The 12,557-nt window shown below is 64.3% G+C and carries 16 protein-coding genes; 7 read left to right on the top strand and 9 right to left on the bottom strand.

The annotated features are described in order from the left end of the window. Positions 1–5 precede the first annotated feature (5 nt). From AC1RB9_RS20915 to purM, 3 genes are read right to left on the bottom strand one after another with little or no spacing between them, the layout of a single operon-like run. Positions 6–722 carry a DUF3108 domain-containing protein gene (locus tag AC1RB9_RS20915; RefSeq protein ID WP_003086061.1) on the bottom strand — a complete coding sequence of 239 codons (717 nt, stop codon included), beginning with the start codon at positions 720–722 and terminating at the stop codon, positions 6–8. After that, on the bottom strand, positions 715–1,383 hold the full coding sequence (gene purN, locus AC1RB9_RS20910) for a phosphoribosylglycinamide formyltransferase (RefSeq protein ID WP_003454530.1): 669 nt from the start codon (positions 1,381–1,383) through the stop codon (positions 715–717). Before purN ends, AC1RB9_RS20915 begins: the two co-directional genes overlap by 8 nt. Next, entirely contained in the window at positions 1,383–2,444 is a 1,062-nt protein-coding gene (gene purM, locus AC1RB9_RS20905; RefSeq protein WP_003109942.1) for a phosphoribosylformylglycinamidine cyclo-ligase, read from the bottom strand. Before purM ends, purN begins: the two co-directional genes overlap by 1 nt. 213 nt (positions 2,445–2,657) lie before the next feature. Here purM and AC1RB9_RS20900 point away from each other — a divergent pair, with 213 nt between their 5' ends. Together AC1RB9_RS20900 and hda are read left to right on the top strand one after the other, a co-directional pair. Next, complete coding sequence (locus tag AC1RB9_RS20900) at positions 2,658–3,695, top strand: DUF2066 domain-containing protein (RefSeq protein ID WP_003454529.1); 1,038 nt, start codon at positions 2,658–2,660, stop codon at positions 3,693–3,695. Between the two features lie 201 nt (positions 3,696–3,896). Further along, positions 3,897–4,601, top strand: a complete 705-nt coding sequence (hda, locus tag AC1RB9_RS20895) for a DnaA regulatory inactivator Hda (protein ID WP_003102398.1) — start codon at positions 3,897–3,899, stop codon at positions 4,599–4,601. Positions 4,602–4,777: 176 nt separating this feature from the next. Here hda and AC1RB9_RS20890 read toward each other — a convergent pair whose 3' ends face one another. From AC1RB9_RS20890 to arsC, 3 genes are read right to left on the bottom strand one after another with little or no spacing between them, the layout of a single operon-like run. Further along, the gene (locus tag AC1RB9_RS20890) at positions 4,778–5,197 is read right to left on the bottom strand and encodes a DUF2069 domain-containing protein (RefSeq protein WP_003086072.1); all 420 of its coding nucleotides are present in this window, start codon (positions 5,195–5,197) and stop codon (positions 4,778–4,780) included. Position 5,198: 1 nt separating this feature from the next. Further along, the gene (wrbA, locus tag AC1RB9_RS20885) at positions 5,199–5,795 is read right to left on the bottom strand and encodes an NAD(P)H:quinone oxidoreductase (RefSeq protein ID WP_003102394.1); all 597 of its coding nucleotides are present in this window, start codon (positions 5,793–5,795) and stop codon (positions 5,199–5,201) included. Next, positions 5,792–6,145, bottom strand: coding sequence for an arsenate reductase (glutaredoxin) (gene arsC / locus AC1RB9_RS20880; protein WP_003112580.1), 354 nt, complete (start codon positions 6,143–6,145; stop codon positions 5,792–5,794). Before arsC ends, wrbA begins: the two co-directional genes overlap by 4 nt. Before the next feature lie 124 nt (positions 6,146–6,269). Between arsC and AC1RB9_RS20875 the strand changes: the two genes are divergently transcribed. Together AC1RB9_RS20875 and AC1RB9_RS20870 are read left to right on the top strand one after the other, a co-directional pair. Beyond that, positions 6,270–7,505 (top strand): YihY family inner membrane protein, encoded by a 1,236-nt coding sequence (locus tag AC1RB9_RS20875; RefSeq protein ID WP_003117099.1) that lies wholly within the window; start codon positions 6,270–6,272, stop codon positions 7,503–7,505. 158 nt (positions 7,506–7,663) lie between these two features. Next, positions 7,664–7,849, top strand: coding sequence for a hypothetical protein (locus AC1RB9_RS20870; RefSeq protein ID WP_003112577.1), 186 nt, complete (start codon positions 7,664–7,666; stop codon positions 7,847–7,849). A gap of 10 nt (positions 7,850–7,859) precedes the next feature. Here AC1RB9_RS20870 and AC1RB9_RS20865 read toward each other — a convergent pair whose 3' ends face one another. Beyond that, positions 7,860–8,243 carry a hypothetical protein gene (locus tag AC1RB9_RS20865; RefSeq protein ID WP_003109947.1) on the bottom strand — a complete coding sequence of 128 codons (384 nt, stop codon included), beginning with the start codon at positions 8,241–8,243 and terminating at the stop codon, positions 7,860–7,862. A 344-nt stretch (positions 8,244–8,587) separates the two neighbouring features. Here AC1RB9_RS20865 and AC1RB9_RS20860 point away from each other — a divergent pair, with 344 nt between their 5' ends. Next, positions 8,588–9,052 (top strand): TlpA disulfide reductase family protein, encoded by a 465-nt coding sequence (locus AC1RB9_RS20860; protein ID WP_003454528.1) that lies wholly within the window; start codon positions 8,588–8,590, stop codon positions 9,050–9,052. Beyond that, positions 9,052–9,327, top strand: coding sequence for an acylphosphatase (locus AC1RB9_RS20855; RefSeq protein WP_003102385.1), 276 nt, complete (start codon positions 9,052–9,054; stop codon positions 9,325–9,327). The genes AC1RB9_RS20860 and AC1RB9_RS20855 overlap by 1 nt, the downstream gene beginning before the upstream one ends. 16 nt (positions 9,328–9,343) lie before the next feature. Here AC1RB9_RS20855 and AC1RB9_RS20850 read toward each other — a convergent pair whose 3' ends face one another. Beyond that, positions 9,344–10,300 (bottom strand): hypothetical protein, encoded by a 957-nt coding sequence (locus AC1RB9_RS20850; protein ID WP_003102379.1) that lies wholly within the window; start codon positions 10,298–10,300, stop codon positions 9,344–9,346. Positions 10,301–10,308: 8 nt separating this feature from the next. Continuing rightward, the gene (locus AC1RB9_RS20845; protein WP_003102377.1) at positions 10,309–12,024 is read right to left on the bottom strand and encodes a proline--tRNA ligase; all 1,716 of its coding nucleotides are present in this window, start codon (positions 12,022–12,024) and stop codon (positions 10,309–10,311) included. A gap of 107 nt (positions 12,025–12,131) precedes the next feature. Here AC1RB9_RS20845 and AC1RB9_RS20840 point away from each other — a divergent pair, with 107 nt between their 5' ends. After that, positions 12,132–12,539 (top strand): PaaI family thioesterase, encoded by a 408-nt coding sequence (locus tag AC1RB9_RS20840; protein WP_003086091.1) that lies wholly within the window; start codon positions 12,132–12,134, stop codon positions 12,537–12,539. Positions 12,540–12,557 lie beyond the last annotated feature (18 nt).

Below are 12,557 nucleotides of genomic sequence, written 5' to 3'. Positions count from 1 at the left end.
GGGGATCAGCTCTTTTCGCCAGTGACGGTCTTGCCGTCGATGGTGCCTTCCTTGAGCATGATCTGGTATTCCTTGCCGTCGGTTTCCATCTGGTACAGGCGGACCAGCAGGTAGTCCCAGTCCTTGGCGAACCAGAGGATGGTCTTGCGGTTGCTCTTGCCCGGATCACGCACGCGCTCGACCTTGATCGCGTTGATCAGGCCAGCCTGGGTGCGTACCTTTTCCTCGCCGAGAACCCGGAAGTCGTAGGTATCGACATCCTCGCCCTCGATGATCTGGTAGCTCATGCTCTTCTTGCCGTCGGCAACGTCATGCTGCAGGACCAGTTGATAGGTGGACTTGTCCAGTTGACCGCGATTCAGGGGTTGCCGCACCGCATCGCCGCGGTCGCTGCCGAGCACCTGCTTCTGCGACCAGTCGAAGTCCAGTTCGATCTGCTTGCCTTTGCCCAGACCCTGGCGGGCGAAGCGGTAGGTCTGCGGCAGGAAGGTGTCGTTCTCGACCTTGAAGGTGCTGACTTCGTTGAGGCTGGCCAGCAGCATGGAGGCCTCGAAGTCCAGTTGCCAGCGGCCGTCGCCGAGAGCCTTCAGGCTGCGGGAGGCATTGCCGCTGATGGGCATCTGTTTCCAGTCGGCGGTATAGCTGGCGGTGAACGGCTTCAGCTCGAAGGCATAGGCCGGCAGGGTCAGCAGCGTCAGCAGGAACAGCATGGCTTTACGCATTGCGAATCTCCTTGGTGCGAATCTGATGGCCGGTGGCAGGCAGGGCCTGGCCATCCAGCAGGGCGCCCTGTTCGCCCAGGCGCAAGCGGCCCTCGGCGAACCAGCGCATGGCCAGCGGGTAGATCCGGTGTTCTTCCTCGTGAACCCGTCTGGCCAGGCGTTCCGGCGTATCTTGCGACTCTACCGGGATTACTGCCTGTACGACCAGTGGCCCCCCATCGAGTTCCTCCGTCACGAAGTGCACGCTGCAACCGTGCTCGCGGTCGCCGGCTTCGAGGGCGCGTTGATGGGTATGCAGCCCTTTGTGGCGCGGCAGCAACGAGGGATGGATATTCAGCAGACGCCCCTGGTAATGGCGAACGAAATCGGCGGTGAGGATGCGCATGAACCCGGCAAGGATCACCAGGTGCGGTTCATGGGCATCGATCCGTTGTGCCAGGGCCTGGTCGAAGCTTTCGCGATCGGCATAGGCCTTGTGATCGAGCACCTCGGCCTGGATGCCGGCCTGGCGCGCGCGTTCCAGGCCATAGGCGTCCGCGCGGTTGGAGATCACCGCGCGGATCCGGGCCGGCGTGGCGCCGTCCCGGAGGCTGTCGATCAGCGCCTGCAGGTTGCTGCCGGAGCCGGAAATCAGCACCACGACATTGCAGAGTTTCGGCATCAGTGGTTTTTCAGATTGTTCAGGACCACGCGCTCGGCGTCCGCGCCGCAGGTTTCGATGCGACCGATCTGCCAGGGTTGCTCGCCGGCGGCACGCAGGACTTCCAGGGCTTTCTCGGCGTCGCTCTGGGCCACGCAGATGACCATGCCGACGCCGCAGTTGAGTACGCGATGCATCTCGGTCTCGTCGACGTTGCCCTGTTCCTGCAGCCAGTCGAATACCGCCGGACGGTTCCAGCTGGCGACATCGATCACGGCCTGGGCGTTGTCCGGCAGGACGCGCGGGATGTTGTCCAGCAGGCCGCCGCCGGTAATGTGAGCCATGGCCTTGACCGCGCCGGTCTGCTTGATCAGTTGCAACAGCGGCTTGACGTAGATGCGGGTCGGCGCCATCAGCAGGTCGGCCAGCGGCTTGCCGTCGAGTTGGACCTGCTCGATGTCGGCGCCGGAAACCTCGATGATCTTGCGGATCAGGGAGTAGCCGTTGGAGTGCGGGCCGGAGGAGGGCAGGGCGATAAGCGCGTCGCCGGCCTGGACCCTGGAGCCGTCGATGATCTCGGCCTTTTCCACGACGCCGACGCAGAAGCCGGCCAGGTCATAGTCTTCGCCTTCGTACATGCCGGGCATTTCGGCGGTCTCGCCGCCGACCAGGGAACAGCCCGCCAGTTCGCAACCGGCACCGATGCCGGTGACTACGGTGGCGGCGACGTCGACGTTGAGCTTGCCGGTGGCGTAGTAGTCGAGAAAGAACAGCGGCTCGGCGCCGCAGACCACCAGGTCGTTGACGCACATCGCCACCAGGTCCTGGCCGATGCTGTCGTGCTTGTTCAGGTTGAGCGCCAGGCGCAGCTTGGTGCCCACCCCGTCGGTGCCGGATACCAGCACCGGCTGCTTGTAGCCGGCCGGGATTTCGCAGAGGGCGCCGAAGCCGCCGAGGCCGCCCATCACTTCCGGGCGTGCGGTGCGCTTGGCCACGCCTTTGATGCGTTCCACCAGGGCTTCGCCGGCGTCGATGTCCACACCAGCGTCCTTGTAGCTCAACGAGGGTTGCTTGCTGCTCATAAATCCAGGCCTATAGGGGTAATTCGGAGATCGGCCGGCCGCCCAGGCGTGCAACGCTGTTTGCCGGTTTTGAAGGCGCGCGATTTTATCAGGCTTGCCACGCAGCGGCCATCTCGGTTGCCGCTGGACGGACTGCTGTTTAAGGTATAGGTCCACTTGCGCGGCCTTCACAGCTCGTCGCCGCCGTTCCCATCCGTTCGTCGAGAGCCCTCCATGCGCATAGCCCGACTCTTCGTTCTCTGTTTTTCCCTGCTAGGCTTGCCCGTCTTCGCGGCAACGGTCCCCAATCTCTACCAGGTCCACGAGCCGGTTTCGTCGCAGCAGCCCGGGGAGCGCGATGCCGGACTGGTGCGAGCCCTGCAGACCCTGCTGGTGCGCCTGACCGGCAATCCGCAGGCGCCGCAGAATCCGGCATTGGCGGGGTACCTGAAGGATCCGCAGCAACTGATCAGCCAGTACGCCTTCGAAAATGGTCCGCCGCTGGCGCTGGTGGTCGATTTCGATCCGACCGCCACCGGTAATGCGCTGCGGGCCGCCGGCCTGCCGAGCTGGGGCGCCAACCGGCCGGCGGTGCTGGCCTGGTGGCTGAACGAAAGCGCCGATGGCAGCTCCCTGGTCGGTGACAACCAGGCCTCGGCCGAACCGCTCAAGCGTGCGGCGCAGAACCGCGGCTTGCCGTTGCGCCTGCCTCTGGCGGATCTCGACGAACAGATCGTCGGTACCCCGGAGAACCTCACCGCCGCCCAACCCGATGCCCTGCGCGCAGCCTCCGAGCGTTATGCCGCCGATGCCTTGCTGGCAGTGGACGCCAAGGAGGCGGACGGCAAATGGCAGGCGCAATGGCGGCTGTGGATGGGCGATTCGCGAGAGCAAGGCCAGGCTGAAGGCGCTACGCCCGACGCGTTGGCAGACAGCGTGATGCTGGCCGTCGGCAACCGCCTGTCTACCCGTTTCGTTGCCACGCCGGGAGCGGCGACCGGCCTGACCCTCCAGGTCCAGGGCGCGACACTGGCACGCTATGCCGAGTTGCAACGCCTGCTCGATCCGTTCGGCGCGCGCCTGGTAGGCGTGCGGGGCGACCGCCTCGACTATTCCGTGAAGGCTAGTCCCGAGCAATTGCGTGCCCAGCTGGGCCTGGCGCAGTTGCAGGAAGTCCCGGCCGACAGCGTACCGCTGGATGCCTCCGGCCAGCCCGCAGCGCCCAGCGCGGCGGTGCCGTCGTCGACCCAACTGAATTTCCGCTGGCAGTGAGTCGGCGCGCCGATCCGCTCCTATGCAACGGAGCGGGCCGGCGCGCGACCGGCCGATGCTCTGGGCAAGGAGCCTCGGCTATCGGCAAACCTTTGATTTTGCTTGCCTAGTTGCTCATTGTGCGGCCTTGCCGAGGCGTATAAACTTTGCAGCCTTTACGGTGACTCCTGCGGCGTTTTCGGATTGTCCGCCCAGCCTGGCATGAAACCTATTCAGCTTCCCCTCAGTGTGCGTCTGCGCGACGACGCCACCTTCGCCAACTACTATCCCGGTGCCAATGCCGCGGCACTGGGATATGTCGAGCGTTTGTGCGAAGCCGAGGCTGGCTGGGCGGAAAGCCTCATCTACCTCTGGGGACACGACGGCGTCGGCCGCAGCCACCTGTTGCAGGCGGCCTGCTTGCGTTTCGAGCAGTTCGAAGAGCGAACCATCTACCTGCCGATGGCCGATCTGGTGCAGTACGGCCCGGAAATCTTCGACGATCTCGAGCAGTGCGAGCTGGTCTGCATCGACGACCTGGATGTGCTGGTTGGCAAGCGAGAGTGGGAAGAGGGGCTGTTCCACCTGTTCAATCGACTGCGCGATACCGGTCGGCGCCTGCTGCTGGCGGCATCGAAGTCGCCCCGGGAGCTGCAGGTCAAGCTGCCGGACCTGAAGTCCCGCCTCACCATGGCGCTGATCTTCCAGTTGCACGGTCTTTCCGACGAGGACAAGCTTCGTGCCCTGCAACTGCGGGCATCCCGTCGTGGCCTGCATCTGACCGATGAAGTCGGTCGTTTCATCCTCAACCGCGGTTCGCGCAGCATGAACTCTCTGTTCGATCTGCTGGAGCAACTGGATCGCGCTTCGCTCCAGGCTCAGCGCAAGCTGACCATTCCTTTCCTCAAGGAAACCCTCGGCTGGTAAGCGTCGACAGTCCGTCGGCGAACTCCCGCATGGCCGTGCCGCAGTCCTTGGGTTTCGCTTGCGGCAGGAAGTGACCGCCTTCTATCCGTCTCTCCATCCATGCGCCGGCAATACTGGAGCGCTGTCCGCAGGCTTCCCGGCGGTCGGCAGGGCAGGAGGGGGCTCCTGCCTTACCATCAGCGTTCCCCGGCGACCCGTCGGTCGTACTGGAATCGCCAGCGCGTATAGAGCAGCGCGGCGCAGAACAAGGTCACGCTGAGTAGCACTTCGGCCCAGCCGAACAGGCGCTGCGTGGGATCGAAGGCGGCGAGTACGCCGAGGATGAAATACAGGTTGACCACGTAGCAGGCCCAGGCATGCCCGCGCGCGCTGCCCATGAGCAGTCCGGGGGCCACCACCAGCAGCGGCAGCAGCTTGAAGGCGAGGACCAGCCAGGGCACCCAGCTCGCCGCACCATGGGCGTCCGCGTAGATCAGGTCGCGAATGAGGATGAGCAGGACCAGGCCGACGAAGCTTCCCAGGCTGATGGCGCGGCTGAGCGCCAGGCGCGGCTGCAGCCACGCTACTTCGGGCAGCGGTTTGTTCTTGCGGGCCATTTCAACTCCCCAGCTTGCCGGCGGTTTCCGCCAGGCGTTTGCCCAGCGCGCGACACAGGGTCAGTTCGTGCTCATCGAGGCTGCGCTTGCCATCGGCGCCGGCGAAGTGGCTGGCGCCGTAAGGCGTGCCGCCGCCGCGGGTTTCCAGCAGGGCGGGTTCGCTGTAGGGAATGCCCAGGACCAGCATGCCGTGGTGCAGCAACGGCAACAGCATCGATAACTGAGTGGTCTCCTGGCCGCCGTGCAGGCTGGCGGTGGAGGTGAAGACCGCTGCCGGCTTGCCGACCAGGCCGCCGGTCAGCCATAGGCTACTGGTACCGTCGAGGAAGTATTTCAGCGGGGAAGCCATGTTGCCGAAGCGGGTCGGGCTGCCGAGGGCCAGGCCCGCGCAGTTCTTCAGGTCCTCCAGGGTTGCGTACAGCGCCCCCTCCGCGGGGATGTCCGGGGCGACCGCTTCGCATTCGGTGGATACCGCGGGAACCGTGCGTACGCGCGCCTCGAAGCCGCCCTGTTCGACGCCACGGGCGATCTGCCGGGCCATTTCCGCGGTAGCGCCATGGCGACTGTAGTACAGCACCAGGATGTAGGGACTGCTCAAGCGAGGATCTCCAGGACTCTTTCCGGAGGCCGGCCAACCACCGCCTTGTCACCCGCGACCAGCACCGGGCGCTCGATCAGCTTCGGATGCCTGGCCATTGCCTCGATGATGGCCTCTTCGCCAAGACTGGGCTCATCCAGGCCGAGGGCCTTGTATTCGTCCTCCCCGGTCCGCAGCAACTGGCGGGCGGGAATGCCGAGCTTGGCCAGGATCGCTTTCAGCTCGGCGGCGCTCGGCGGGGTTTCCAGATAGCGCACCACCTGCGGTTGCAGGCCGCGGGCTTCGAGCAGTTCGAGCGCTGCGCGGGATTTCGAGCAGCGCGGATTGTGCAACAGGATCAGTTCGCTCATGTCAGGGGTCGCATGGCCGGTGAAGTGACGGCTATTCTAACCGCCTCGTCGACCAGGACTGAACCCGTCGGCGCGAAGTACCGCCCCGAGAGGCGAAGAACCGGCGCGACTTCAAGGAGAGGGCATGCGCGAACATTTCAACGATGGGGTCGAGTTCGCTCGCTTCCTCGCTCATCGCTTCGTCACCGACAAGGCTCCCAACAGCGCGGCGGCGCTGACCTACACCACGTTGTTCGCGGTAGTGCCGATGATGACGGTGATGTTTTCCATGCTTTCGCTGATTCCGGCATTCCATGGCATGGGCGAGTCGATCCAGACTTTCATCTTTCGCAATTTCGTGCCTTCCGCTGGAGAAGCGGTGGAAACCTACCTGAAGAGTTTCACCACCCAGGCCCGGCACCTGACCTGGGTCGGGGTGGTCTTTCTGGCAGTCACCGCCTTCACCATGCTGGTGACCATCGAGAAAGCCTTCAACGAGATCTGGCGGGTTCGCCAGCCACGCCGCGGTGTCGGGCGGTTCCTCCTCTACTGGGCGATCCTCAGCCTGGGCCCATTGTTGCTGGGGGCCGGCTTCGCCGTGACCACCTACATCACTTCGCTGTCGCTGCTCCATGGCCCGGACGCGTTGCCGGGCGCAGAGACGCTGCTGGGGCTGATGCCGCTGGCGTTCAGCGTGGCGGCCTTCACCCTGCTCTATTCGGCGGTCCCGAACGCCCGGGTCCCGGTGCGCCATGCCCTGATGGGCGGCGTGTTCACCGCGGTACTGTTCGAAGCCGCGAAAACCCTGTTCGGGCTGTACGTAAGCCTGTTTCCCGGCTACCAGTTGATCTACGGTGCCTTCGCCACCGTGCCTATCTTCCTGCTGTGGATCTATCTTTCCTGGATGATCGTTCTGTTCGGCGCGGTGCTGGTCTGCAATCTCTCTTCTTCCCGTCTCTGGCGGCGGCGCTCGCTGCCCAAGCTGATCGTCCTGCTCGGCGTGCTGAGGGTGTTCCACCAGCGCCAGCAGCTTGGACAGTCGCTGCGCCTGACCCACTTGCATCGTGCGGGTTGGCTGTTGCCCGAGGATGAGTGGGAGGAACTGCTGGACTTTCTCGAGAAGGAGCAGTTCGTCTGCCGCGCCGGCGGAGGCGAGTGGGTGCTGTGCCGGGATCTTGGCGCCTACAGTCTGCATCGCTTGCTGAATCGCTGCCCCTGGCCCATGCCTAGCCGAGAGCGCATGCCTGCGAATCTGGACGAGGCGTGGTATCCGCCGTTCCAGCAGGCCATGGAGCGCTTGCAGGTGGAGCAGGAGGCGCTGTTCGGAGAAAGCCTGGCCCACTGGCTGGCGGACGGAACCTCGGGAGCGAAGGTGACGTAAAGTGTCAGTTTGCGGCGAACGATGTGCATGAGGCGCTGCATGCTGCCGGAGGAACCCCAGCAAGCGCAGGGAAAGCGCTGTTGGCACGCTTCTGGCAAACCCTCGTGTGACAGTCGTTTCACTCCGTAGTTCCGCCGAGGTTCCCGTTCATGCTCCCAATGTCGAACAAGGTCGTCCATTTGCATCACAAGGATGAGCAGGCAGCGCTTGAGCGTTTGAACCGGATTACCGGGCTGCAGTTCAGCAGTTGGCCGGAGTCGCTGGTGCCGGCGCGCAGCGTCAGCGAACCGTCGCCTGAGAAAGCGCGGGACGAACCCCTGCTCGATCAGGTGCGCCAGGGCTGAGCGATCCGGCTCAAGCTTCGGACACCTGCTGGGACCTGTTTTCCTGCTCCACCGCTTGTACGAAGAACTCCTCCACGACCAGTCGGGAAAAGGCCGTCGCCGACTTCAGGCGTACCTGCATGTTCTCCACTTTCTGCCGTACGGGCAGGCGGGCAATGCCGGAAAGCAGGATGCGTTGCTGGCGGTCGATTCGTCCGTGATCCACCGCCACTTCGCGCTGGCGCCCGCCATCCAGATAGCTGACCACCAGTGACACCAGCAGGTCGCAGGCATCCGGAAGATGTAGCCAGGCGGCAATGTTGTAGTCCGCGACCAGGCCCTCGTGGGCTGTCAGGGTCGGGCGTGCGGCATCCACCAGGTGTGCGGGGACGCTTCCGATCAGATGGTCTTTCATAAGCAGCAGTGTGTCCGTTTAAAAGGGCTTCGGACTCGTCGCTCTCGACTTCTCCCCAAGTCGATCCTGCCGATGCCTGGGCATACGGCCGGTTGAGTCGTCGTGTCGTGTGTGGCACGCGGATTATAGGGGTGGTCCTTTGCGTCAAACTGTGCGGTTCGACGGCGATCGTAGTGACTCTTCTCGCACTTTGTGCCTTGTAGGAAGTATCGGGGCTTCTTCTTCCCATATTCGTCTCCACTCGGTTTTGCAGAGGTGGATGGCTTCCAGTAAGGTCTCGCCATAGTGCCGCGCCGGGTTGCCCTGGTCCGGCCGAAGTTTTCCTGACTCGAGAGGTTCCTGACATGGGGAGTTGGCTACGCCCGCTGGGCGCTGCTGCGGTGTTGTTTCTCGCGGGCTGTTCGGCGGATTACGGAGTCGACCAGGACGGGCGTCCTGTCGCTGCGGAGCAGTTGGACGGGCATTGGCTGGTGGTCAATTACTGGGCTGACTGGTGCGCGCCCTGCCGGGCCGAGATTCCGGAGATGAATCGCCTTGCGCAGGTGCTGGAAGGGCAGGGCGGGCGCGTCATTGGCGTGAATTTCGATGGCCTGCGCGATGCCGAGTTGAAGAAGTCGGCCGATGGCATGGGGATTCGCTTCACCGTGCTGGCCGATGATCCGGCGCCTCGCTTCAAGCTCCCTCGCAGCGAAGCGTTGCCCGTCACCTATATCGTCGATGCTCGGGGGGAAATGCGTCAGCGTCTGCTGGGCGAGCAGACGGCCGATGGCATATTGAAACAGCTCGAGGCTTTGCGGGAGGGACGCTGATGGCGAGGATCTGCTTGCATGCCTATGTCGGCGGCCGGGTACAGGGCGTCGGTTTCCGTCAGGCGACCCGGGAAGAGGCTGATCGCCTCGAACTCGACGGTTGGGTGCGAAACCTGGATGACGGGCGTGTCGAAGTCGTCTGGGAGGGCGAGGAGGACCGGGCGAAAGCCCTGGAGCGATGGCTGGGGCGGGGCCCGCGGCACGCGGAGGTCTCTGCGGTCGAGGTCGAGCAAATGCCGCTGCAGGGGATCGCTGGCTTCGTCGTCCGTCGCTGACGAGGCGAGTTCGCCGTCAGGGCGTCTCGCCAGGGTCCGCGGCCAGGCGACCGGCATCCCGGAGCAGGGCATGCATAAACTGCTGCTGCAGTTCGGGGTCGTTGCGCGTGAGCTCGATCAGGCTCTGTTCCAGTTCGCTGGCTTCTTCTTCCAGGCCCAGCTCCGCGAGGCGTTTCACCCGATGGACCCAGTGGTGGACGTCATCGCCTTCCAGGTCGTCATAGATCAGGGCGTGAGCTTCCAGGAGCTTGCCGCGCAGGCTGCGGCTGACGCGGAGGCTGGCATCGGCGCGGGTACCATCCTGTGGGTCGCTCACCGAAAGGTGTATCTGCGAGATGCGGCTGATGTCCTGTTCGGCGAAGGGGCTGTCGAGCAGGTTGAGGCGCAGCACGCCATGACGGTCGGTAAGCAGTTCGTTGAGTTCCTTGCCGGAACTGACCAGGACCGGACGCTCCGCCCAGGGCAGGCTGGAGTATTCTAGGCGCTTGTCGCGCTGTTTCTCGTCGATGCTCGCGAGATTCTGTTCGGCGCGACCGTTGGATTCCACGTTCATGAACGGATTCACCCCGGCCAGTCCGTAGTTGATCCAGCCGTGGGTGATGTTGTCCGGTACGCTGCCGAAGGTCACCACGTTGACGATGTTCGCTCCGACGCCGGCCACCAGCGCCACCGCGCCCAACGGGATCTCGTAGATCTCCCGCCAGGCCTGGTACGGCGTATAGCGGTCGTAACGGCGCGTCACCTCGAACTCGGTGACCTCGAAGGACTTCTGGTCGTTGATCCGGACCCGGCGCTGCGGCAGTTCGAGCACATCGGGCTGGCCGACATCGACTTGCAGGGTGTGTTCGAGCAGCTTCCGCTCGACGCGCTCCTCATGCTCGCTACGCTGCGGCAACTGGTTGGCGCAGCCGCTCAGCAGAAGGCCGCCGCACAGGGCGGCGGCGAATAGGCGCAGGGGTCTTCCGGTGGGCATCGTTACGCTCAGCGGCTGAGTTTTTCGGTGATGAACGACATCAGTTCGCCGATCGGCAGGTTCTGCGACTCGCTGTCGCGGCGGCCCTTGTATTCCAGGACGCCTTCGCTGAGGCCGCGGTCGCTGATCACGATGCGGTGGGGAATGCCGATCAGCTCCATGTCGGCGAACTTCACCCCGGGGCTGGTCTTCTTGTCGCGATCGTCCAGCAGCACTTCGAAACCGGCTGCGGTCAGCTCGGCATAGAGCTTGTCGGTCGCCTGCTTGACGCTCTCGGTTTCGTACTTCAGCGGTACCAGGGCGATCTGGAACGGCGCCAGTGCGCTTGGCCAGAGAATGCCGCGCTCGTCATGGTTCTGCTCGATGGCGGCGGCGACCACGCGGGATACGCCGATGCCGTAGCAGCCCATGATCAGGTTGACCGGCTTGCCCTGTTCGCTCAGGACGCTCAGCTTCATCGCTTCGCTGTACTTGGTGCCAAGCTGGAAGATATGACCGACCTCGATGCCGCGCTTGATCACCAGGGTGCCCTTGCCGTCCGGGCTGGGGTCGCCTTCGACGACATTGCGCAGGTCGGCGACCTCGGGCAGCGGCAGGTCGCGCTCCCAGTTCACGCCGAAGTAGTGCTTGTCCTCGATGTTGGCGCCAGCGGCGAAATCGCTCATCAGGGCGACGGAGCGGTCGACGATGCAGGCGATCGGCAGGTTGACCGGGCCCAGCGAGCCGGGGCCGGCGCCGATGGCGGCACGGATCTCGGCCTCCGAAGCGAATACCAGCGGGCTGGCGACCAGCGGCTGGTTGGCGGCCTTGATTTCGTTGAGCTCGTGATCACCGCGGACGATCAGGGCGACCAGGGTGCCTTCTTCGGCGCCATGCACCACCAGGGTCTTGATGGTTTTCTCGATCGGTAGCTGGAAGCCGTCCACCAGGGCCGCGATGGTCTTGGTGTTGGGCGTGTCGACCAGGCGCATGTCCTCGGTGGCGCTGCCGCGGGCGCTCTCGCGCGGCACGGCTTCGGCCTTCTCGATGTTCGCGGCGTAGTCGGAGCTGTCGCTGAAGACGATATCGTCCTCGCCGGAGTTGGCCAGCACGTGGAACTCATGGGAGCCGCTGCCGCCGATGGAGCCGTTGTCGGCTTGCACGGGACGGAAATCCAGGCCGAGGCGGGAGAAGATCTTGCTGTACGCCTGGTACATCCCGTCGTAGGTCTGCTGCAGCGAGTCCTGGCTCAGGTGGAAGGAATAGGCGTCCTTCATGATGAATTCGCGTCCGCGCATCAGGCCGAAGCGCGGGCGGATCTCATCGCGGAACTTGGTCTGGATCTGATAGAAGTTGATCGGCAGTTGCTTGTAGCTGTTCAGCTCGTTGCGCGCGAGGTCGGTGATCACTTCTTCGTGGGTCGGGCCTACGCAGAATTCGCGCTCGTGGCGGTCCTTCAGGCGCAGCAGCTCAGGGCCGTATTGCTCCCAGCGCCCCGACTCCTGCCACAGCTCGGCCGGCTGCACCGCCGGCATCAGCACTTCCAGGGCGCCGGCAGCGTTCATTTCCTCGCGGACGATGGTCTCGACCTTGCGCAGTACCCGCAGGCCCATTGGCAGCCAGGTGTAGAGACCCGAGGCCAGGCGACGGATCATGCCGGCGCGAAGCAGCAGTTGATGGCTGATTACCACCGCGTCGGCGGGGGTTTCTTTGAGCGTGGAAAGCAGATACTGACTGGTACGCATCTTTGGCCGTTATGTCGGTTGTATCGGGAGGAATGGCTGGGCATTGTACGGTGCCGGTCTGGCTGCGTACAGGGCGCCGGCCATCGATGATGAGGAGTCAGCAGGCAATGAACGCGGCGCAGGTACAGGCGTTGATCCGCATGGGGCTGCCCATGGCCGAGGACATCGATTTTCGTGTCGAGCGTCTCGACGAACGACATGCGCTGGCGCGCATACCTTTTCACGGCAAGCTGGTGCGTCCCGGTGGAACGCTGTCCGGCCCGACCATCATGGCGCTGGCCGACGCGGCGATGTACGCGGTCATTCTCGGGCGTCTCGGGGCGGTCGAGATGGCCGTGACCTCGAACCTGAACATCAACTTCCTCAGCAAGCCCAGGCCCGAGGACCTGTTGGCCGAGGCGAGCATCCTCAAGCTGGGGCGGCGCCAGGTCGTCTGCGAGGTCGGGGTGTTTTCGCAGAGTAATGAGGAAGACCTGGTGGCCCATGTCACCGGTACCTACGCCCTTCCTTTATAGGCGCGTTGCCGCCAAGAA

This window comes from Pseudomonas sp. 20-5 (genome assembly GCF_056782835.1).
Note: the sequence above shows the minus strand (reverse complement) of the source record. Positions and strands in the feature narration are given on the sequence as shown.

What these genes read in the sequence shown, in the direction of transcription:
- AC1RB9_RS20845 (WP_003102377.1), bottom strand. Translation starts at nt 12,024, where the DNA reads ATGCGTACCAGTCAGTATCTGCTTTCCACGCTCAAAGAAACCCCCGCC.
- AC1RB9_RS20865 (WP_003109947.1), bottom strand. Translation starts at nt 8,243, where the DNA reads ATGAAAGACCATCTGATCGGAAGCGTCCCCGCACACCTGGTGGATGCC.
- AC1RB9_RS20875 (WP_003117099.1), top strand. Translation starts at nt 6,270, where the DNA reads ATGCGCGAACATTTCAACGATGGGGTCGAGTTCGCTCGCTTCCTCGCT.
- hda (WP_003102398.1), top strand. Translation starts at nt 3,897, where the DNA reads ATGAAACCTATTCAGCTTCCCCTCAGTGTGCGTCTGCGCGACGACGCC.
- AC1RB9_RS20890 (WP_003086072.1), bottom strand. Translation starts at nt 5,197, where the DNA reads ATGGCCCGCAAGAACAAACCGCTGCCCGAAGTAGCGTGGCTGCAGCCG.
- AC1RB9_RS20915 (WP_003086061.1), bottom strand. Translation starts at nt 722, where the DNA reads ATGCGTAAAGCCATGCTGTTCCTGCTGACGCTGCTGACCCTGCCGGCC.
- AC1RB9_RS20850 (WP_003102379.1), bottom strand. Translation starts at nt 10,300, where the DNA reads ATGCCCACCGGAAGACCCCTGCGCCTATTCGCCGCCGCCCTGTGCGGC.
- AC1RB9_RS20855 (WP_003102385.1), top strand. Translation starts at nt 9,052, where the DNA reads ATGGCGAGGATCTGCTTGCATGCCTATGTCGGCGGCCGGGTACAGGGC.
- arsC (WP_003112580.1), bottom strand. Translation starts at nt 6,145, where the DNA reads ATGAGCGAACTGATCCTGTTGCACAATCCGCGCTGCTCGAAATCCCGC.
- purM (WP_003109942.1), bottom strand. Translation starts at nt 2,444, where the DNA reads ATGAGCAGCAAGCAACCCTCGTTGAGCTACAAGGACGCTGGTGTGGAC.
- purN (WP_003454530.1), bottom strand. Translation starts at nt 1,383, where the DNA reads ATGCCGAAACTCTGCAATGTCGTGGTGCTGATTTCCGGCTCCGGCAGC.
- AC1RB9_RS20840 (WP_003086091.1), top strand. Translation starts at nt 12,132, where the DNA reads ATGAACGCGGCGCAGGTACAGGCGTTGATCCGCATGGGGCTGCCCATG.
- AC1RB9_RS20900 (WP_003454529.1), top strand. Translation starts at nt 2,658, where the DNA reads ATGCGCATAGCCCGACTCTTCGTTCTCTGTTTTTCCCTGCTAGGCTTG.
- AC1RB9_RS20860 (WP_003454528.1), top strand. Translation starts at nt 8,588, where the DNA reads ATGGGGAGTTGGCTACGCCCGCTGGGCGCTGCTGCGGTGTTGTTTCTC.
- AC1RB9_RS20870 (WP_003112577.1), top strand. Translation starts at nt 7,664, where the DNA reads ATGTCGAACAAGGTCGTCCATTTGCATCACAAGGATGAGCAGGCAGCG.